Below are 21,892 nucleotides of genomic sequence, written 5' to 3' on the forward strand. Positions count from 1 at the left end.
TTTCTTTATCAAAAATTCATTATAAATATAAAGATGCCGCTCCTAGTACACCTGCTTTATTCCCTAAAGAAGCCTTAAGGATCTTCACATTCGAAAAACTTGGCATGATTAATTCTTTGGTTCTTGCCTCTACGAGTTGAACTAAGTGATCTTGTTCCATCACTCCGCCTCCTACGATAATAGCTGCAGGATTAAAGATATGAATGCACGAAGCTAAGCCAGCAGATACTTCATCAACCCACGAATGTAAGATCCGTTCAAGTTCTTTATCTCCATGGCTTAATTTCTCAAATATCACTTTCCCATTTACACATGCCGGATCTATCTCCGTTGCCATTTTCACTAAGGCAGTCGTTGAAGCATATGTTTCATAAAAAGATTTTCTTCCCCCATCCATTGTTTCCGATAACGAATGAGTAAAGATATGGCCGAACTCAGCCGCCACACCATTAGCGCCTTTATATAACTGACGATTGATGACGATAGCACCACCGATCCCCGTACCAAAAGTCAGACATAAGAAATCATTAAATGACTGGGCTGCACCAAAGTATGTTTCCCCTAACGCAGCCGAGTTCACATCATTTTCTACCTTAACAGGTTTATTAAATTGATTAGCAACGATGTCCCTGATCTTCATGCCAGTATACATAGGTATATTTTCATTAGCAAACACGATATATCCTTCTTCTGAGTTCACTTGTCCGGCGGTACTGATGGCAATCACATCAAAGTCATCATACTCACCTATTTTATCAAGTAATCTTTGGATGACATGTGGGCCGCCCTTATTACTCTCTGTTGCGTACTCTTTAAATTGCTCGATATTCCCTAGCTCATCACACATACAAATCTTGGTATTCGTCCCTCCAATATCTGCCGCTACGATCTTCATATCCCCTTCGACCCTTCCTAATATATCAGAGATAAGGACTTATACATATCATTATTGAATAGCCTTCATAAATCTTTGGGTAATCTCCATCGGTCTTGTGATCGCTGATCCGACAACGGATGAATACACGCCTAAATCAAACATTTTCTTCAACTCTTCAGGAGTGGAGACCCCACCTTCTGCGATGATAGGCTTCGAGATGGTATTCACGAGTTTCTCTACCATTTCAAAGTCTGGTAGAATCTTACCACGTGTAGCTTCTGTATAACCACTTAATGTTGTCCCAATGCAATCAAATCCAAGTTCAACAGCCTTAAGCGCTTCCTCATACGTTGAGCAATCTGCCATAAATATCTGATCCGGGTAAGCTTCTCTTAAACGTGGGAATAGTTCGGAAATGGTGGTTCCATCAGGCCTTACTCGGTCTGTCGCATCCATCGCAATGATATCTACACCTTCACGATAAAGCTCATCTACTTCTTTCATGGTTGGTGTAATAAACACATCTGAACCATCATACACACTCTTAATAATTCCTATGATCGGTAGATCAACGGTTGTCTTAATTTCCTTAATATCTTCAACACTATTCGCTCGAATACCCGAAGCACCGCCCAAGTAAGCAGCATAAGCCATTCTCCCCATAATAAATGGACTGTGCAATGGTTCTTCAGGTAATGCCTGACAGGAGACGACCAACTTTCCTTTTATCTTGTTAAGGACATTATTGTCTGTATTCATTAGTACCATCTCCACACTTTTTATTGGATTTACTCTTTAACTGCTCCAGCTGTCATTCCACTGGTGAAAAAGCGTTGGAATAACAAGAAGATAACTAACATCGGAATGGCAGCAACGGTAGCTCCAGCCATCTTATAAGCAAAGTTAGGATTCAGATCCTGCATTAAAGTCGCAGTACCAACCATCAAGGTTTTCATACCTTTCTCTTGCCCTACAACTAGCTGCCATAAGTAATCATTCCAGACTTGAACGAAGTTCAAAATAAACAATGCACCTATACCAGGCTTAATGATGGGTAACATAATGCGGGTGAATATTTTCCATTCACTTGCTCCATCTATTCTAGCTGCTTCTCTTAATGCCGCTGGCGTCGTATCGAAGAATCCTTTTAACAGAAATACCCCAAATGCAGCAGCGACGTTTGGCCAAATCATTCCGTTATACGTGTTAACCATACCGAAATCTTGAATGATCCTAAATAAAGGTACGATCATAATTTCTTTAGGAATCATCAAGCTTGATACAAAAACAATATATATGACATTTCTACCCTTGAATTCGATTTTCGAGAAAGCATATGCAGCCATTGAACCTATCGAAATGACAATGATCGTCGATAGACCTGATACGTACATACTGTTAAATGCCCACTTTAAAGCGGGTTGATCTCTGAATATATCCATGTAATTTGAAAACGTAATTGAGGTTGGCCACCAATCCGGCGGCATCTTCACAACATCCGAACTATTCTTTAGAGAACTTGTAAATAACCAATATAGTGGAAAAAGATTTAATAGAGCGAAGAGGAAGATGAAAATGTTCGATACAATATCAAATTTCTCCAACTTTTTCTTGTTTTTAATTTTAGCCATGATGTTTCCTCCTCACTTATCCTTAACCATGCTTCTCAACTGAGGCACTGACAATAACAAGGTGACGATAAACATAATAACCCCTACAGCAGAAGCTACCCCGAGTTGATTATATTTAAAGGCATTATTATACAGATAATACATCAATGTGACGGATGAGTTGTTTGGTCCACCACCGGTTAATAGCTGAATGACAACAAATATCTTCAGTACCGCAATAATATTAATAATCGTAATATAAGTCGTTGAAGGTCCTACCGAAGGAATAAGTATTTTACGGATGACTTGCCATCTACTAGCACCATCGATCTCAGCTGCTTCGAATAGGTCTTTAGATACACCGATCATTGCAGCAATATATAAGATAATAGCCTGACCCACATTGGTTGCAAATGTCACGAATATAATAACGGGTAGAACTGTCTTTTGATTTCCCAAGAGATTGACGTTACCTAGACCTATATCCCGTGATAAGTAAGATATGAGTCCATTAGCAGGGTTAAGTAAAAAGCTCCACACCATACTCATAACAACCATTGATACCATAACTGGCACATAGTAACTTCCTCTAATAAATGAAACATACTTAGCATTCTTGTCAAACACGGCAGAGGCTACGAATAATGCAAAACCAACCGTAAGAATGACGATAAAGACGACGAACACGATCGTATTGAAGAGTGCTTTAAAAAACACCGGATCATTAAATAATGTTGCATAATTATCTAGACCCACAAACTTCTCACTCTCATAATTAATCCGATATAAGCTAAGTCTTATACCTTCTAAGATGGGGTATACAAGGAAGGCCAAGAAAACGAGCATCTGAGGTAAAATAAACAAATACCCTGTAATATTTTCTTTGACATAACTATTACGCAGTAGTTTCATATCGGTCTACCCTTCTAATTAGCAGTCCTGAGACCCCTTGGGAGCCTCAAGACTGTTCATCGTTTAGTGTGATCTTCTTAGCTTATGGGTTATAAATGACGGAATTTTCTTTGTTTGATTGAATAACTTTGTTACCACCCGCTTGATAATCCTTTATTGCTTGCTCCGGTGTCTTAGCTCCCATATAAAGTGCTTGAAGTTCAGGATAAAGCACTTCTCTTAGTTGACTGTACCCAGGAACATTACCTGTGAAGTTAAACATATATTTGGAATTGGCATCATAAGCCGCAAAGAGTGGATTCTCACTCTTAAGTGCTTCTGCAACCGAACTTCTTACAGGGATACCGTTCTTCGATGATTTAACCATCTCTGGATCACTGGAGAAGAATTTAACAAAATCTTTAGCAACTTCCGTTTTCTTTGCATCTTTGGATTTGAATACGCTTGCCCCTACCACATACGTAAAGGAAAGAGGATCTCCACTTTCAGATGGAATATTTGCAAGTCTTACATCAAATTTAGGTGATGTTCCACTCTCCATATTCGCTTTCCCATTCGTGAACAAGATAGGATTCGTAAAGCTGATTGCTAGCTGCTGATTCTGGAACATAGCATTGGCGTCATTAGATGACACGGATTCAGCACCTGGATTCGTATATCCGCCATCATATAATTTCTTCAACCATGTAGCTGCCTTAACACCATTTGCATCATCCAAAACAATATTTCCCTGATCATCAAAGAATTTATTGCCGAACATTCTCAAATAAGAAAGGTTCCATGTATCCCCTTGGTTATTCATTGCGAATAAGGCCATCGGGTACGCATTAGAATATTTGTCTTTAGGTAAGTTGTTCTTAAGCCCATCCAAAATTTCTTGGTATTCAGCCAAAGTCCATGTCTTAATTTCATTTTCTCCGCCAAGATATTTCTCTAATCCGGCTGCCTTAAACATATCAGCGTTGTACACCAATGTACCCGGATTGTGTTGGAAAGGATAGAAATACACATCATCGCCGAATGTCGCTGCATCCCAGAATGTTTGAGCAATATCACTTTTCGCTGCATCATCAATAATATCGGTCAATGGCTCCAATGCGCCGCGATGAACATAATCCCCCATTGGAAATACGCTTTCAAAAAATACATTCGGAGGAGTCCCGCCACTTAGGTTGACGTTTAGAAGCTGATCACGTTGATCCCCCGCTATTACTTCCACATTTACTTTTGCATCGTATTTATCATATTGGGCTGAAAATTTCTCAGCTGCATTTTTCAAGAAACTATCGTAGTCAGCGCCTGCTTCTGTTGCATCCAGTACACCTTTCCATTGAGGTGTCAGCCATGCCGTGATTTCAACTTTTTCTTTACCTTTACTAGATCCAGACCCATCACTTGTATTTGCTGCCTTATTATTACCTGAGCATCCCGAAATGACAGTAATCATGACCATAAGTGCTGTAATCGATGATAGTAAACGCTTTCTATTCATGTATAAGCCTCCCTTTAATTAGCAATATGTCTGACATGTTGATGAACAAGCTCTGCCATTTGCCGATGCCCGTCCGAGTCCAGATGCATGTAATCTATCTCATTCATACCTACATGTTCTCTCGAATCAACAAAGTGAATGTCTGTTCCTTCAAGTAATGTCGTAAGGTGTTCTGATAATTCCATGGATTTCTGACTGCAATGGATTCCCATAGGTCTGCCGATTGAAGTATGGATATACTTCTCTCCGATCGGAGGTGGAGCGATGACAAGAACTTCTGGTGATTTCCCATCTATTCCTGAAGTACTTCCACGAGCTTTGACCGCGAGTCTAACAATGCCTTGAGCAATATTATAAGAAGTCATTCCAAAGCGATCTTTGGTGTCATTGGTTCCGAGCATGATGACGACCAAGTCTAGAGGCGAATGTGACATTAGACACGGGTAGATATAGGATAGACCCGATAAACCTTCGAATAATGGATCCTCACAAACACTTGTTCTTCCACAAAGCCCTTCTTCTATCACACGGTAAGAGTTACCCAGACTGCTATCTAGTAGACTTGTCCAACGCGTAGATTCATCAAACCTAGCATCAGCCTCCGCGTTGTATCCCCACGTATTGGAGTCCCCAAAACACACAATTGTTTTGGTCATAGCCATTACTCGCAATAACGTTCGATAGCTTGATCAATCAACTTCATAATGTCTTCGATTGGAGCTATATCCTCGCTAGTTATTCCTTCAAGAGGTGCTCTTACACTACCCACATTCACGCCTCTTCTGTTTAATACTTCTTTAATTGCGGCATACATGGAGCCTTGCAACGAACAAAGTGCAATGATGATTTCATTAATATCGCTCTGAATTTGTCTTGCTACATCGAACTTGCCTGACTTAACGAATTCATTTGCCTGCAAGAACAACTCCGGCATAACAGCATATGTGCCACCAATTCCTGCATCCGCACCCATGATTCTTCCTGACACGAACTGTTCATCCGGACCGTTAAAGACAATCACATTGTCTCCACCGACTTTTTTGAAACGCTCAATATCCATCGTTGGCATGGATGAATTCTTAACTCCAATCACTTTTTTATTAGCAAGCAGCTTTTGGAACATCGCTGGCGTTAACGTGTAACCCGTCGTCTGTGGAATATTATAAATAATGAAATCTAGAGGCGTTGCTTCCATAATATCAGTCCAATATTTATAGACAGCGCTTTCAGGCAACTTAAAATAAATAGGTGGAATCGCAGATAAGGCATCATATCCTAATGTTGCTGCATGTTTAGCTAATTCAATACTATCTCTTGTCGATGGTGCTCCTACATGGGCAATCAATGTCATTTTCCCTTTTAACTGATCAGCAACATAACTTAGTACAGCTTTACGTTCTTCTAAGTTTTGATAAATGCACTCACCAGAACTTCCTCCAACATAAACACCTTGAACCCCTTTATCGAACAAATAATTACACAAGTCTTTCGTTCGAGCTTCGGAGATGTTTCCTTGGTCATCATAGCAGGCATAGAAGGCAGGCAAAATTCCGTGAAATTTTTTCAGTGTCATGTTTACTCCCCCAGTTAGTTAATTTTCCTTACGCTTTTTTCCTTACCTATACAAAATATCACGAAATATTGGTTTTGTAAATTATTTCTTTTTTTTTTATTAAAATAAAAATTATTTCCACCAGTATCGACAGTGAATTGCTCAACAAATCTAATGTAAACGCTTTACTTCATTTTAACGGAGAAGTTTGAATATCTCCCGCTCCATTTCATGGAATTAGTTCCGCCGATGTTTTCATTATGAACTTTAATGGTTAATAAGAAGCAAGGCAAAGAAATGAATACAAGGAGTTGATATTATGAGTACACTACTATGGGTAATAATTATTCTTTTGATTCTTGGAGGCGGAGGTTACGGATTCTTCGGACGTCGTCGTTAAGATTCGCAATCGAATCTTCTCTCAATATATTTAAAGTCATAAAAAATATTTAAAGTCATAAAAAAAAAGGCTCTGCCATTGGCAGAGCCTTTTCATAAACCCATTATTTTTAAATTACACCCAAAGTGCTTTAGTGATAATAACCAACAATATAAACAAGACTAGAATGGCGCCTGTAGATCCACCTAGACCACAACCTACACCGATTGGTCCAACGATTGGCCCAACGTTTGGTCCGATGTTATTGCCACAACCATATCCTCCTAATACTTCACCCATGATTAATTCCTCCTTTATTTGTGTACACCGTAGTCTATGTTTAAAACTAAAAATAGGATGGGCTTTCTGGTAAAGAAATTAAATCCATAACGCTTTAGTTATGATAACTAACAATATAAACAAGACTAAAATGGCACCTGTGTTATTGAACACGCCAACACCATATCCTCCTAATACTTCACCCATGTGTAACGCCTCCTTTTTATATAAGGTATATGCCATATTATGTATAATAGGAAATAAGGTAAGGGCTATTTGGCAATGAATAAAATGAGAGAGGACTACATTAAATGAAAAAACTAGTTGTCATCACTGGCTTGTCAGTAGTTATATTAGGCGCTTCAATAGGTGCATATGCAGCTTCCAACTTGCAAGAAATTAAGGCATATCTAAGTCATACAACAAAAGTTAAATTGGACAATGGTGATATACGAGTTAGCCTAAGTCAACCTATACAGACAATTATCTACAAAGGAAGTCTTTATATTCCTCTCAAGACGGCAGAACAGTACACCGACGTATCTGCAACTTGGAATTCAAAAGATCAGACTGTATCCTTTGTTACTAGTCCTTATAGAACATTCTCGAAAGAGGAAACGTTATCGATGAATAGGTATGGATATTCGTTAAAAGTACCCAAGTCCTTGGATCTTATCGAATATACCGTGCAATCTGATGATATTGTTCAGTCCTCCATCCAGAAAGGCGTAAGAGACAATCGCGTGAGATCCGTTATTAACATTCGATATTACGCTCAAGAAGAAGCTATTCATGTACGACATGATGATATTGCTTCGATTGAAATCTTCAAGTTAACAGATTGGAATGAACTGAAGCATACAAATTATCCGGGTATACTTTTAGCGCAGAATAAGAATTGGGCTTTCATTGTGAACACTCCTTCTGAATCTGTTCTTCCTAAAGGTACACTAGATCATTCTGATTACACCGCTTACGCTCAAATCATCAAGAATCATCGTTATTATTTATATCCGTCCACCAAGTAAAGCAATGTACAATAGACAAGGTATTCTACATTAAATCGAAAAAAACAGGCTCCCCTTATGGTGGGTGGCCTGTTTTGCTTAATTCTTAAGATAAGAACTATCCCTTAAAGAATAAATGTTTTAGAAATGATAACTAATAAGATAAACAATACTAAAATTGCAGCAGTTGATGTTCCAATTCCTCCAACAAAACCTCCCATTTGCAATTCCTCCTTTGCCTGATTATACATTAGCTTATGTTTGGAATTAATTATGGCAAGGGCGTTATGGTAAACAAATGAGTTTTTTAACTTGTTAGGGAAATATGAATTCAACTCGACTTCCATCTGGATAATCCTCAAGCTGATTCCCAACCCAGCTTCCTGCTCCCCTGTTATCTTTTGGACTTATGTATTCGATATCTGCATCAGCTCCACCTTCGGCACACATCGCCATCGGCCACTCATCCCGGTCTAACCCTTTTTTTGTTGGAATTCCCTTTAAAGATTCACTACGATTATCCTCAGCTCCTGCTCGATCAATCGTACAAATAGCAGAGTGTCCGCTTTTGATCGCATTTTGAATATGCGTTGCCGTTTCTGGATAACGATCCGTAGGGAATACTAACGAATAATCAGCCTTTGTACTAGATTCCATATGATCATCTGTCTGGCCAGATAAATCAATGTCAAAATAATACGCTCCTAATGCTACTATCACTACCAGAATTAGACTAAGAATGGATCGTTTGAGCTTTTTCAACTTACAATCTCCCCCTATGTTAAAAGCCATTATGTAGTGTTGAAATATATCATATTTTGCGAAATCTTGCTATTGAAAAGAAAAAAAGACACTAACATTAAAATAACCTCCAACACCACGCTAGTGTGGAATTGAAAGTTATCGTAATGAATAGAATTTTAGATGAATCACTAACCTCTATTTTGGTTAAAAAGAAATGATAGGCGTTAACGTTTGCGTTTATACATAGGTTGGAGGGATCACCATGAATCAAAGTAAATATTTTCGAACCTGTTTAAGTATTATTGCTACCATGCTTATCATTTATTTAGCCTGCAAATTAAGCTTTATTCTACTTCCCGTACTTTATGTCTTAAATCTGTTGCTCATTCCGTTCGTACTCTCTGGGTTTTTATTCTATTTATTACGTCCCATTATTAATTTTTTACAGAAAAAAAATATCCATCGAGGCTTATCCGTTATTCTTATTTACTTGGCGTTTGCAGGGTTATTAGCGGTGTTCTCCATCCTTGTATGGCCTACACTTCGAGATCAAGTACTTGCATTCGTTGATAATGCGCCTCATTTAGTAACAGATCTACAGAAACAACTACAGCAATATCAGCAGAACAGCTTTATGTCCAAGATCATTCCTTCAGAATCTGAACTCTATTCTCGAATAACAGAGTACTTGAACCGTCTAATTTCCTTGATTACGAATTCTATATCTAACTTTATCGGAGTAATCTCTAATGTCGTGATCATCCTTGCAACAATCCCTATCATTCTATACTACATGCTCAAAGAAGGAAGTAAGATTCCACACAAGTTCCTTCATTTCATTCCAAGACAATATCGCAGGGAAGGCAAAGAGATGATAGATGAGATTGATAACGCTCTTAGTCAATTTATTGTGGGGCGTGTGCTCCTCAATCTCATATTAGGTGTCCTGATGTATATCGGTTTCTTAATCATTGACCTTCCTTATGCCTTATTGCTGTCTTTAATCTCTGCTGTACTGAATCTCATTCCATATGTGGGTGCCTTAATTGCAACCATTCCCGTTGTGATTGTTGCCCTTACCGTTTCTCCATCTATGGCTATATGGTCCGTCATTATCATAGTCATTGCCCAACAAATTCAAGATAATATATTGTCACCTATTATTTATGGCAAACAGCTTGATATTCATCCATTAACGACGGTCATTCTGTTACTAATCGGTGCCGAGTTTTTTGGAATTATGGGTGTCATTCTAGCTATACCCGCATACATGATTATGAAGATCATCCTTGTTCACATCTATAGACTGTTTTTCTCAGATAAGGTCGAGGATATTATCGAGTGAGGAATAGTCCAGTCAATCGGCTTCCTCCCAATTGATTTTAAAAAGGCATTTGTTTGCGAGAATGGCTTACTTCCAAGGAATCCACGATACGCAGCTAATGGGCTTGGATGACTGGATTGAATAACTTTGTGTTTATCCATATCTATAAGAGAGGTTTTCTTCTGAGCGTGACTTCCCCATAGGATAAATACAAGTGGATTATCCCGTTCATTTAATTTCTGTATGATGGTATTTGTGAATGCTTCCCATCCCAACCCTTCATGGGAAGCAGGAAGAGCCTCACGCACGGTAAGTACTGTATTAAGCATAAGCACGCCTTGCCTAGCCCAATGCTCTAGAGAGCCATGATTCGGGATATCTATCGATAGATCCTCGTTTAATTCTTTATATATACTCCTAAGTGAAGGGGGTATTCGTACTCCCTGAGCAACGGAGAAACTGAGTCCTTCCGCTTGCCCCGATCCGTGGTAAGGATCTTGACCCAGTATTACAGCCTTCGTTTCAGTGAATGACGTGAGTTGGAGTGCTTTATAAATATACTCTTTAGGAGGAAATATACTGTGCTGCTCATATTCATGATCCACTCTTTGCTGTAACTCGAGAAAATATGGTTTACTCATCTCGTTATGTAATTGTTCATCCCAGTCATTACCAAACATTCTATTCAACCTTTCTACCGCCAAAATAGTTACAAAAATAAGCCGACTCCATAATTCGGAGCCAGCTCATTCTCATCCATACTTCAATCATGCTGCCAAAGACGAAAAGTCTACTCCATACGGTAGTCACCTACTCATGAGTATAGTCGCTTTCGCTATTATATCAATAGCAGTAAATAAGTCAAGGAAAGAGAGATTCTAGAACCCCCGACACCCCATAGAATTTCAGTAACTTCTCAGGTGTACAATCTATTGGACCGCCGTTTCGCTAAGTACGTGTACGATAAACTCCATCGCCTTTTGCATCTTCTCATCGCCCTCCAAGACACCGACTATCATCTTTAGAGAATTAATAGGCAGACCCGAAGCGAATGATGTGTCCGTAATGTCTATGCCAACGACCACTTCCTGTCCACTCTCCTCGTCCTTCATACTTTTAAGGCGTATATCATCAGAAGCAAGTTTCCCCTCCACAACAACCTCCTCCAGATTCTGGAGTCCCTTCTGTTGCCCGATCCAAGCCAGAGTAACTTCATCCATAATGAGAATGTCCGGCTTATTAGCCGCCAGTTCCACTACCGCCCGTTGGACATAAGTCATGTCCAGTGTATCCACACTATTGCCTGTCGATGGAAGGCTCACAATACTCGCTTCTACCCTTTTCCAAGCTGGATACTGCTTAACAATCGCTTTATTTAGCTCATCATTATCGCTTTTCGGATCCTTCATTGCAAAATTACCTAGAAACATGATCCTCGCATCCACTGGAGGTAAAGAAGCTAAATATTTCTGTTCCTGACCATTTTTGTAAAGAGCATTCCCACCAACAACGAGAACAATCAATACGATGATAGAAATCACGGTATGTATTTTATACAATCTAAAAAAATTCTCTACTCTACGCGCAGCGTTGGCTTGTCTACCCCATTTCGCGAACCTTCGGTCCTCTGCTTCCATAATCTCTCGCTGGTCTAATTCATCAAGGATGAATTTGAAAGCACGAAATTCCTCTTCATATGTTGTATCACCATCATCGGAACTCGAGCGCTGCCGTTTCAGGAGCAGGTTAAACCTCCTGTCCAGTTCTTCACGTGTAATATCTTCAGGCAAATCCAAATACTCATATGCATGCGTCAGCTTCTCATTCAAATTTAAACCTATCCTTTCTGATGCTCGTCGTTGTTTTAATTATAGATGAGAACTACAAAGGAATATATATAAATATCATTATATTAATATAATCTACCTCCCCCAACCATGCAGCTGCTTAAATTCTTCCGGTTTCAATCCAGTAACTCGTTTAAATACTGCGCAAAAATAACTTGCATTATCAAAGCCAACCAATTGAGCGATTTCATACATTTTCTTCTCCCGATCATCAAACATCAATTGCTTACTCCGATTAATCCTCTGCTTATTAATATAGGTTACAGGCCGATCATGAAGCGTTCTTTGAAAAAGACGGCATAAATACTGCGGAGATACGGAAGCTACCTCAGCCAACTCCTTTAATGGCAACGCACGATGTAGGTTCCGTTCAATATGTTGCAGAACAGATTTAATGCGCTCCATTTCAAAATCCTCATTTAAGGGAGATACAAGATTTAGTCTCATATCCAGAAGCAGCGCGTATAGCAATTTGGATAGCTCAAGATTAGTACCTAGTTCATTGTGATTCATCATAGTAAGCATTTTCCTTAAAGGACTCAACCATTTACCTTCTCTCAATCTTGAGGGGCCTGATTTACGGATTCCTGCGTACTGCAACATATAACCGGCTTCTCTTCCATTGAATGAAATCCATGATAACTTCCACTCACGGCTGATCGGCGTGTACGAATGAGGAACATCTGGATATAAAAAGAATACATCTCCTGGACCTACAATATAACGTTCCTCGTTAACTATCAATTCGCCCTTACCTTCGAGAACCTGATGGAGTTGATAATCCGGAAATCCGGCAGGACGCACCGTTTCGTTCTGATGCTCCCAGTATCCGATTGTTGTTGCGTAAAGTGGTAATACAATTGTTTCTTCCGTCTGGCAAAAAATCATTTTACTCTTCATGCTGGTTCACCTATTTCATATTTTTTATGATTGTAAGAGTTCAACATATCAATGTTCTAATTTTGTTTCATATTTTGTTATATAGAGAGAAAATTCTATTATATCACGTAGTATCTTCATAAATTATAATATGAATATAGTAATACCATTAACTCATGAAGGAGATATACTCATGCGACCAAAGTTTGTCTATCAGCCACCTGCAAACGGCTATCCAGAATGGAATAACAATCCTGAAATTTTCCAACTAAACCGGATGGATGCTCATGCCTCCATGATTCCTTATACTACCGTATCACAAGCACTTAATGGAGATAAGGAAGCGTCCCCCTACTACCAGACCCTTAACGGCTCCTGGAATTTCAGTTTCTCCGAAACCCCGGCTCAACGTTGCATGGATTTCCATAAAGTAGATTTCGATTACAGTAATTGGGATCAAATTCCCGTTCCATCCCATTGGCAGTTCCATGGTTACGATTACCCACAATATACAAATGTGCGTTACCCTTGGTCAGAGTCTGAGCCTGAGCTGAAACCTCCCTTTGCTCCAACTACCTATAATCCGGTAGGATCTTACATACGAACGTTCACTGTACCTGAATCTTGGAATGGCCAACCTGTATATCTTAGCTTTCAGGGCGTTGAATCTGCTTTCTATGTATGGCTGAATGGAGAACTTGTTGGATATAGCGAAGACACTTTCACGCCCTCAGAATTCGATATCACCGCTTACTTACGCCAAGGAGAGAACAAGATCGCTGTTGAGGTATATCGTTGGTGCGATGCTAGTTGGCTTGAAGATCAAGATTTCTGGCGCCTTAGCGGCATTTTTCGTGAGGTTTATCTGTATACAACCCCTTGCGTTCATATAGCCGATTTTTTCGTGCGCACCGATCTGGATGAAAATTTCGTAAATGCTGAATTACATGTAGATATACAAGTAGAAAATTACTTTGACCGAAAGTTAAACATGGGTTCATTGCAAATGGAGCTCTACGATAACAAAGGTCAGGCCATTTGGGAGACCCCTATATCCGCGATTACTCGCTTTGAAGAAGCAGGTATTCAACGTTTCAACCTTTCGGCATATGTCGATCAACCTTATAAATGGAGTGCCGAGACGCCTTATCTTTATACGTTGATCCTCTCCATAAAAGACGATCACAATATTACCCAAGAAACCGTCAGCTGTAAGGTTGGATTTCGTTCATTCGAAATTAATAATGGACTCATGAAAATCAATGGTAAGAGAGTCGTACTCAAAGGCGTAAATCGGCACGAATTCTCTTGTGACACAGGTCGCGCGCTGGCCAAAGTCGATATGATAAGTGACATTCAACTGATGAAAGCCCATAATATCAATGCTGTTCGGACATCCCATTACCCGAATCAATCCATTTGGTATGAGCTATGCGACGAATATGGAATATATGTCATAGATGAAACAAATTTAGAGACACACGGTACATGGCAGTATGGGCAGAAAGGATTACATGAAGGGAACATACCTGGTAGTAAACCGGAATGGCGAGCCAATGTGATCGACCGCTGTAATTCCATGCTACAACGAGATAAGAATCATCCATCTGTAGTCATATGGTCATTGGGTAATGAATCATACGGCGGAGATAACTTTATCGCGATGCATGACTACCTTAGGCAAGCTGATTCAACGAGACCGGTTCATTACGAAGGAGTCTTTCACAGTAGAGATTCGGAAGCTGCAAGCGATATAGAGTCTACCATGTATGTGAAACCGGCCGATATTGAACATTATGCACGAAGCCATCCACAAAAGCCTTATATCATCTGTGAATTCAGTCACGCCATGGGTAATTCCTGCGGTGGACTGCACTTGTACTGCGACTTATTCGATAAGTACGATGTTTTTCAAGGAGCATTCATTTGGGATTGGATTGATCAGGCCATCCGCACTACAACATCAGATGGTATTGAATACCTAGCTTATGGCGGTGACTTTGGTGAGTCACCACATGACGGGAACTTCAGTGGCAATGGACTACTATTTGCTGACCGTACGGTTACTCCCAAGTTATTTGAGGTCAAAAAATGTTATCAAAATATAAAAATAACCGCCGTAAATATTCGTAAGGGCCTTTTTCTAATTCGAAATCATTTCTTATTTACAAATTTAGAAGAGTATGGTCTTAAATGGGAGATATGTTTAGATGGTGAAAAGTCGCAAGAAGGGTTGTTGCAGGTCTCTGTTGAGCCATGCGAAAGCCTTGAATGTGAAGTTCCATACGAATTGGATTCCTTAATTAGTGACAAAGAAGTCGTACTGACTCTTTCATTTATTCAGCTTTCAGAAACATCTTGGTCTGATGCCAACCACGAGATCGCATGGGAACAGTTCATTCTATCCCCTCGCACTCTTAAGCGTGTGCCCGTTGTCTTAGAATCTCTACACGTAGCTGAACTTGAGAGCACATTAACCATACAGAGCGGAGATTTCAGCACGACTTTTAACACTACAACTGGAGATCTAATTTCTTACTGCTCTTCTGGTAAAGAGCGTCTGTTGGAACCCGTAAGACCCAACTTCTGGAGAGCGGTTACGGACAATGATCTTGGTAATGGATTACAGAAACGTTGTGCAGTATGGAAGGAATCTTCTAATGAACGGAGTCTACTCAACTTCTCATATAGAACTGAAAGGAATCTTTGTTTCGTATCCACTACCTACCTTCTTACTACGAATCCAGATTCAACCTTGCAGGTTAATTATGAGATTCGCTCCGACGGTTCCATAGAGATCCTGCAAGAACTGAACCCAGGTGATAGCGGCCTACCGGAAATTCCCGAGTTCGGGATGATGTTCGTACTTGATGGAAATCTAGATACCATCTCATGGTACGGTCGTGGACCGCATGAGAATTATTGGGACAGACACACAGGTGCGCCTCTCGGACGCTATACTGGCAAGGTTAGTGAGCAATTCATTCCTTATCTGAGACCTCAGGAGTGTGGAAATAAGACGGATGTAAGAAACGCTTCTATTACAGACGTATCCGGTTCGGGACTCTGCTTGGAAAGTTCCTTACCAATGGAGATTAATGCCCTACCTTGGACGCCTGCTGAACTGGAAGCGAGCGATCATGTATATAAATTGCCAGCTTCAGACAAAAGCGTACTGAGAGTAAACTATAAGCAAATGGGCGTTGGTGGAGATGACAGCTGGGGAGCAAGAACGCACGAACAATATACGCTGCTAGCTAACCGTCCATACTCATTCCGATTCACTCTCTCTTCACTCTAATTTCATATCATGATAGACAATGCTGTCATAACAATACGGCTGCGCCATCCTGTTGAGGATAGGCGCAGCCGTTTACTTTAATATATACCGCGAACGGTAAGGCGCTTTGCGAATATTCTAAATCCTTAACATTTACACTGCAGAATTCCTTGTTTTCACGTTCGAATTTCGACGATTACAAGCGTATATAGCAAGAGCCCAACGTTTTATGAACGTTGGGCTCTTGCTATTGTTTCTATGATGCCGAGGACGGGGGTCGAACCCGTACGGTAGTCACCTACCGCAGGATTTTAAGTCCTGTGCGTCTGCCTGTTCCGCCACCCCGGCATAATGTTTCGCTAAATCTTTATTAGCGTCATTTGCAGTTACTAAAGTCCTGCCTGATTGATTATACGCAGGTATCCGAATAGAGTCAAGCTTTTTTTATTAAATAATGTAACAGTAAAGAATTCTGCGTGGTGTGATAGTGAATCTATATACTACGCAGAATCGCTCTCTACCACCTACTAAGCTTTCCTAATTCTAATTATTTATCTTAATAGATATGGCACCCTTAGACGCTAATCGGAAAGTTAACAGTTCTTCTCCTTGCAATTTCACAGCAACGTTCTTAGCTTCTTCACTATCGTTGAACAAGACTACCGCGAACGAATCATCCGTATTCCTAAAGGCAACTGAACGAATGATCTCACAGCTTGATGAAGAGTCAATACGTAAGGAATTGGGGCGTATAAACTTGCTGAAATGCGCCAAAGCATAATAGTCCAATGTATAGTTAAGTTCCCGTGTCTCCTGGTTGACAGTCACAATTCCCCGACAAGTGCTAGTACCAAAGCCCGGTACTGTTGGACCAATCTTTTCATCTAAAGCCATATTCCATAACACAAAAGATTTACTATGATTTCTGAGAATATCAATCCCTGTTCTCATCACGTTCGAGAAGGCTTGTTCAAAAGGAGGAATCCATTCTCCACCGGAGCCCTCAGTAAAATGCACTTCTTTATCAGCAAAAGCCTCCAGAACCTCCGATTGGGCTGAAGCATCTCCCCCATACCAATGCCATGCCACACCGTCTACTTCATCTTTTGCGTGCTCTAGCACCGTTAGTGGATAATCTGGACGATCCCAGTTGTGATCGTAGCAAAGAATTTTTGTATCCATATTATGCTTCACAAAACTAGGTTTTAGATAATCTTTAATAAATACCATCTGAGACTCCGGTAGCATCAACATACTTGGGTAGTGCTTTGGTTCATACAGAGGCTCATTTTGCGGAGTTACAGCATACGTAAGTAGCCCATGTCTTTCAAAAGCTTGTATGTATCGAACAAAATAATCGGCATAAACCTGGTAATATTCTCTTTTTAATTCTCCGGCAATCATCGATCCGCTCGTCTTCATCCAACCAGGTGCGCTCCAAGGCGAAGCCATCAGCTTTATCTCAGGATTTATTTCCAGAGCTTTTTGTAATAAAGGTATAATATCCACCTCATCATGTGAGATCGTAAAGTGGGTTAATTCCGTATCGATTTCCAGTTCAGGCATATCGTCATAGCTATAAATATCTCTCGCATAATCAGATGCTCCCATTGGGTTTCTTAATACAGATAGACCTATTCCATCTTGCGGATGAAACAGCTTGATCATTACTTCCGTTCTCTGTTCATTATCGAGTACTTGGTTAATCAAATATGCGGATGAATCTGTAAACGATGCCCCAAAACCATCCATTACCTGAAATGTTTGATTCTCATCAAGCGTTACAGTAGTTACCGCCTCATCTGAAGTAATCGGAGTTAATTGTTGCAGAGATTGCTCTACGAACAATTCATTTTCCCCTTTGGACTGAAAAATCTTTAGTTCTAACATGTTGTTCCCCTCCATGTTTCTATAAATAATCTATCTTGCGGCATCTTGAACATTTATGATTTTGGGGGCCCCTGTGTTATAGGGGCCCCTTCAACAATCCAACTTATTTAATATCTAACTTTTCTTTATTCTTCTTCATTTTCTCTGTGCGAATTTCTACGATTTTATCCCAGCTATTATCATTCAAAAATGCTTTATATGCTTCTAATGTACTATCAAATGATGCAACATTCTTAGCGCGGATCATACTTACTAGAGTTGTATTCCAAGTCGTATCAATTGCAGTTAGACCTCTTGCTTCAGGGGTTCCTTGAGCAGGGTTAATATTCTCAAGAATAAAGTGTGGTGTAAGCTTCCCTTTGCCCCACTCTTGCATTTGTTTAATAGACTCCGCGAATGCATCATTACTCAAAGCTTTATCACGATCATGTCCGAAGAACATAAATTCGCCCATCCGGTAATCTTTTTTAAATTTATCTGCATTATTTAATTGAAGATCTTTGATGGCAGGCAAGAATTCAATCTTACCGCTATCATTTACTTTATAGGTTTCACCCTCTATACCGTAATTCATTAGTCTTTGACCTTCATCACTTAATAAATAAGTGAATAATTGAATAGCTTTCGCAGGGTCCTTAGCCTTTTTAGTAACGTAGCTGATCATCCAGCCTGTAATACCTGACTGATTCAATGTCGGTTGATTTCCCACTGTGCTTTGAGGTCCATCAATAGCGATATATTCCTTACCTGGATTTTCAGTCATGAATATTTGTAAATGACCACTTTGTTGAGGTGTTCCATCGAGCAGCATAGTAGCATATTTACCTGATTTCACTTTTTCTTCAAATGCTGTACCATCATCGGCAAAGCTGTCATCACTAATATTCCCATCTCTGTAGACTTCGTTTAACGTTCTCATCCAAGTAAGATAATCCTCATCCAGATTACGGTTATAGAATCCACCATCTTTTGTTTCCATCGGTACACCGATAAAGTCCTGAAGGACATCCCCTAATGAACCTGTTCCTGAACCAATAGAGTTAAAACCAAAAGGAATCATTTCCGGGAACTGTTTCTTGATTTGTTGCATGACGCTCTTGAATTCTTCTGGTGTTCCAAAGCTTGGTTTTCCAATACCCTCGTAAACATCCTTACGAATGACAAATGCTGTTTTAGCAGGAATGTTACCACTATCGAAATCATTTTGGGTATTAGAATAGTTAGGGTAACCGTATGTTTTTCCGTCCGCTAACTGGAACCAATTCATAGTATCTTTAGCTGCAACTTCGTTGAAATAAGGATCATACTTATCCGCTAGATCATTTAAAGGTAGCGCCCAATTAGCGGCTTTTTGCACCACCGGAGAGTTCGAATCAAATATAGTTAATAAGTCCGGCATATCGCCACCAGCGAATATGGTATTTAATTTCGTATCATCCCCTGTAAGGAATTTAATATTGATGTTTAAATCTTCTTTAATTTTCTTGGTAACGACATCCTTACCGAAATCTTTGTTCCACCAATCCGCATTTACATACCATGTCAAATCTGTCGTCTCTTCCTTTTTGTCTAGCTTCCATGCTGGCGTTGCTGCATCAACAGTATAGCGACCATCCACAGAGCTCAATTCCTTACTCGATTTATTTGAATCGCCGCTCGAGCCACAACCCGTAGCAATCAATACGACGGCCATTAGCGCAGTACAAAGTTTGAGTCCTTTATTCCCGAATGATTTATTTAGTTTATTCATTTTTCTTTCCCCCTAAAAGTTTTGTTAGCCTATACTTCTTGATATTTCTTCGTACAAAAATAACTTCGAAAGCGGTTACTTAAGTTTTGTTAGCTTATACTTCTTGATATTTCTTCGTACAAAACTATCTTCGAAAGCGGATTCTTAAGTCTTGTTAGCTAATTAAATCGCTTTCACAAATGAGATTCTCTTGGCAACTTCACCCTTACTTTCACTTCGATCCTACTCTTTCACCGCCCCTAGCATCATGCCTGAGATAAAGTATCTCTGAAGTATTGGATAAATCACAACAATCGGCAAAGTGGTAATGACAATCGTTGCTAATTGAACCCCTTTAGTCGTTGTTTCAATAATTGCTGATCCCCCGATATTTTGCATGGATTGCGTTTGCGACTGTACGATAATTTCATACAATTTCATCTGTAGAGGATAGAGGGCTTGATCTGTGATATATAATTTAGTTGTCATGAAATCATTCCATTGCCCAACACCGTTGAATAACGCGATTGTCGCCATAGCCGGCATGGAGAGAGGAATGAATATCTTTAGGAACACACGCCAATCACCTGCGCCGTCTATTTTAGCTGACTCTTCAAGTGAATCTGGTACATTCCTGAAGAAATTCATTAGAATAACAACATCATAAAAGCTGTAAAGGGCCGGAATAATATAAACCCAAAAGCTATCTAATAGACCCATGGATTTGATTAATAAATAGGTCGGAATCATTCCACCGGAGAAAAACATCGTGATAACTCCCATTGAGATATATAGCTTACGACCACGTATGTATTTCTTGCTCAAACCGTACCCAACCATTGCGCAGAAAAACACATGGGTAATCACTCCGATGAGAGTTTTGGAAATCGAGATAAAGAATGACTGCCAAATCGTTTCGTCACGAAACACCGCACGATAGTTTTCAAGTGAAAACTCCTTAGGCCAGAATATAAATCCGCCTTCTGCTAGTGCCTTACCTGAGCTAAAGGAAGAAATGATTACATTCCACACAGGGACAATAATAATTACCATAAAGATAAACAGCATAATAATATTCAAGGTATCAAAGACTCGACTATCGATATCTTCTTTAGCCACCTTCCGATTCACGGCAAATGCCCCCTTCTATAGAACTGATTGATTATCATTTAATTTACTGGACACTTTATTAGCAGTAACCAGCAGAATGACAGAAACAATGGAAACACCTAAACCAACTGCGGTAGCATAAGAGAAGTCACCTTGTGTCATCCCCATGCGATACACATATGAATTTATTACTTCTGCTTTGACACGGTTTTGAGAATTCATTAAGACCAAGGTTTGATCCAAATTCGATCCCAATAAACCGCTTACAGTAAGAATCAAATTTAAACTGATAATCGACTTCATGTTGGGAATGGTAATATTCCAAATTTGTCTAATCCGACTTGCGCCGTCAATCTTAGCTGCTTCATAATATGTAGGATCAATTTTCGACATAATGGCTAGATACAAAATAGTTCCCCAACCTACTTCTTTCCAGATATCAGATAACGTTGCTATCCACCAATACTTTCCTGCATCTAACAAAATATTTTGTGGTTTCGAAATCACTCCTAAACTCAGCAGTAACTCGTTAAACAATCCTGTGGTCGAGAACCAAGTAATCAACATGCCTCCCAAAACGATCCACGACAAGAAATGAGGCAAATAAGAAATAGTTTGAACAAATTTCTTGAAGCGTCCTCCGTTTAATTCGTAAATCATAATCGCTAAAATAATTGGAATTATAAATCCAATCCCTAATTTCAGAAAGCTAATCCCTAGCGTATTCACTACGGCATCCCAAAAATATTTGTCAGATAAAATAATTCTGAAATTATCTAACCCAACCCATGGAGCAGATTCTAACGTATCAATGACCGTATAATTTTTAAAAGCAATCAGCAATCCATAGATGGGGATAAAACAAAAGATAATCATAAAAATAATTCCCGGAATGACCATGGACTGAATTTCCCATTGTCTCTTAAAATCAACTAAGAACTCTTTGATCCTTTGCTTCATCGGTTTTTTTCCATTTAACGG

Annotated in this window: 21 protein-coding genes and 1 tRNA gene; 3 read left to right on the forward strand and 19 right to left on the reverse strand. The window is 39.6% G+C overall.

The window, feature by feature from the left end:
• Positions 1–19 precede the first annotated feature (19 nt).
• The 9 genes from PBAT_RS11275 to PBAT_RS24765 all read right to left on the reverse strand — a co-directional run bounded on the left by PBAT_RS11275 (position 20) and on the right by PBAT_RS24765 (position 7,308).
• Positions 20–895: an ROK family protein gene (locus PBAT_RS11275; RefSeq protein WP_068649536.1), complete on the reverse strand. Its 876-nt coding sequence runs from the start codon at positions 893–895 to the stop codon at positions 20–22.
• Between the two features lie 51 nt (positions 896–946).
• Entirely contained in the window at positions 947–1,636 is a 690-nt protein-coding gene (locus PBAT_RS11280; RefSeq protein ID WP_068649539.1) for an N-acetylmannosamine-6-phosphate 2-epimerase, read from the reverse strand.
• A gap of 29 nt (positions 1,637–1,665) precedes the next feature.
• Positions 1,666–2,508 carry a carbohydrate ABC transporter permease gene (locus PBAT_RS11285; RefSeq protein ID WP_084402977.1) on the reverse strand — a complete coding sequence of 281 codons (843 nt, stop codon included), beginning with the start codon at positions 2,506–2,508 and terminating at the stop codon, positions 1,666–1,668.
• Between the two features lie 12 nt (positions 2,509–2,520).
• Complete coding sequence (locus tag PBAT_RS11290; RefSeq protein WP_068649541.1) at positions 2,521–3,399, reverse strand: carbohydrate ABC transporter permease; 879 nt, start codon at positions 3,397–3,399, stop codon at positions 2,521–2,523.
• Between the two features lie 82 nt (positions 3,400–3,481).
• Positions 3,482–4,891 carry an ABC transporter substrate-binding protein gene (locus PBAT_RS11295; RefSeq protein WP_068649543.1) on the reverse strand — a complete coding sequence of 470 codons (1,410 nt, stop codon included), beginning with the start codon at positions 4,889–4,891 and terminating at the stop codon, positions 3,482–3,484.
• A 14-nt stretch (positions 4,892–4,905) separates the two neighbouring features.
• The gene (locus tag PBAT_RS11300) at positions 4,906–5,547 is read right to left on the reverse strand and encodes a GDSL-type esterase/lipase family protein (RefSeq protein ID WP_068649647.1); all 642 of its coding nucleotides are present in this window, start codon (positions 5,545–5,547) and stop codon (positions 4,906–4,908) included.
• Positions 5,548–5,552: 5 nt separating this feature from the next.
• On the reverse strand, positions 5,553–6,464 hold the full coding sequence (locus PBAT_RS11305; RefSeq protein WP_068649546.1) for a dihydrodipicolinate synthase family protein: 912 nt from the start codon (positions 6,462–6,464) through the stop codon (positions 5,553–5,555).
• Between the two features lie 493 nt (positions 6,465–6,957).
• Entirely contained in the window at positions 6,958–7,050 is a 93-nt protein-coding gene (locus PBAT_RS25765; protein WP_246169257.1) for a YjcZ family sporulation protein, read from the reverse strand.
• Between the two features lie 150 nt (positions 7,051–7,200).
• A complete protein-coding gene (locus PBAT_RS24765) occupies positions 7,201–7,308 on the reverse strand; it encodes a sporulation protein YjcZ (protein WP_084402979.1) in 108 nt (35 codons plus the stop codon).
• Positions 7,309–7,412: 104 nt separating this feature from the next.
• On the opposite strand from PBAT_RS24765, the gene PBAT_RS11310 reads away from it, so the two are divergent.
• Positions 7,413–8,129: a hypothetical protein gene (locus PBAT_RS11310; RefSeq protein ID WP_068649548.1), complete on the forward strand. Its 717-nt coding sequence runs from the start codon at positions 7,413–7,415 to the stop codon at positions 8,127–8,129.
• Positions 8,130–8,233: 104 nt separating this feature from the next.
• Here the strand turns inward: PBAT_RS11310 and PBAT_RS24770 are convergent, their stop codons facing one another.
• Both PBAT_RS24770 and PBAT_RS11315 read right to left on the reverse strand, forming a co-directional pair.
• The gene (locus PBAT_RS24770) at positions 8,234–8,329 is read right to left on the reverse strand and encodes a sporulation protein YjcZ (protein ID WP_082867609.1); all 96 of its coding nucleotides are present in this window, start codon (positions 8,327–8,329) and stop codon (positions 8,234–8,236) included.
• Positions 8,330–8,423: 94 nt separating this feature from the next.
• Positions 8,424–8,870, reverse strand: a complete 447-nt coding sequence (locus PBAT_RS11315; protein WP_276326554.1) for a NucA/NucB deoxyribonuclease domain-containing protein — start codon at positions 8,868–8,870, stop codon at positions 8,424–8,426.
• Positions 8,871–9,114: 244 nt separating this feature from the next.
• On the opposite strand from PBAT_RS11315, the gene PBAT_RS11320 reads away from it, so the two are divergent.
• On the forward strand, positions 9,115–10,197 hold the full coding sequence (locus tag PBAT_RS11320) for an AI-2E family transporter (protein ID WP_068649553.1): 1,083 nt from the start codon (positions 9,115–9,117) through the stop codon (positions 10,195–10,197).
• Here PBAT_RS11320 and PBAT_RS11325 read toward each other — a convergent pair.
• From PBAT_RS11325 to PBAT_RS11335, 3 genes are all read right to left on the reverse strand, one after another.
• On the reverse strand, positions 10,152–10,856 hold the full coding sequence (locus PBAT_RS11325; protein WP_068649555.1) for a uracil-DNA glycosylase: 705 nt from the start codon (positions 10,854–10,856) through the stop codon (positions 10,152–10,154). The two genes, PBAT_RS11320 and PBAT_RS11325, sit on opposite strands and share 46 nt — an antisense overlap.
• A gap of 249 nt (positions 10,857–11,105) precedes the next feature.
• Positions 11,106–12,005: a hypothetical protein gene (locus tag PBAT_RS11330; protein ID WP_068649558.1), complete on the reverse strand. Its 900-nt coding sequence runs from the start codon at positions 12,003–12,005 to the stop codon at positions 11,106–11,108.
• A 93-nt stretch (positions 12,006–12,098) separates the two neighbouring features.
• Complete coding sequence (locus tag PBAT_RS11335) at positions 12,099–12,923, reverse strand: AraC family transcriptional regulator (RefSeq protein ID WP_068649560.1); 825 nt, start codon at positions 12,921–12,923, stop codon at positions 12,099–12,101.
• Positions 12,924–13,095: 172 nt separating this feature from the next.
• On the opposite strand from PBAT_RS11335, the gene lacZ reads away from it, so the two are divergent.
• Entirely contained in the window at positions 13,096–16,203 is a 3,108-nt protein-coding gene (lacZ, locus tag PBAT_RS11340; RefSeq protein ID WP_068649563.1) for a beta-galactosidase, LacZ type, read from the forward strand.
• A gap of 241 nt (positions 16,204–16,444) precedes the next feature.
• Here lacZ and PBAT_RS11345 read toward each other — a convergent pair.
• From PBAT_RS11345 to PBAT_RS11365, 5 genes are all read right to left on the reverse strand, one after another.
• Positions 16,445–16,530 (reverse strand) — tRNA-Leu (locus PBAT_RS11345).
• A gap of 195 nt (positions 16,531–16,725) precedes the next feature.
• Positions 16,726–18,072, reverse strand: a complete 1,347-nt coding sequence (locus PBAT_RS11350) for a glycoside hydrolase family 30 protein (protein WP_068649565.1) — start codon at positions 18,070–18,072, stop codon at positions 16,726–16,728.
• 103 nt (positions 18,073–18,175) lie between these two features.
• On the reverse strand, positions 18,176–19,822 hold the full coding sequence (locus tag PBAT_RS11355) for a type 2 periplasmic-binding domain-containing protein (protein ID WP_068649567.1): 1,647 nt from the start codon (positions 19,820–19,822) through the stop codon (positions 18,176–18,178).
• 222 nt (positions 19,823–20,044) lie between these two features.
• Positions 20,045–20,932, reverse strand: coding sequence for a carbohydrate ABC transporter permease (locus tag PBAT_RS11360; protein WP_068649569.1), 888 nt, complete (start codon positions 20,930–20,932; stop codon positions 20,045–20,047).
• Positions 20,933–20,947: 15 nt separating this feature from the next.
• A complete protein-coding gene (locus PBAT_RS11365) occupies positions 20,948–21,871 on the reverse strand; it encodes an ABC transporter permease (protein WP_068649649.1) in 924 nt (307 codons plus the stop codon).
• Between the last annotated feature and the right edge of the window lie 21 nt (positions 21,872–21,892).

The organism is Paenibacillus antarcticus, assembly GCF_001637225.1.
Lineage (GTDB): Bacteria > Bacillota > Bacilli > Paenibacillales > Paenibacillaceae > Paenibacillus_AQ > Paenibacillus_AQ antarcticus.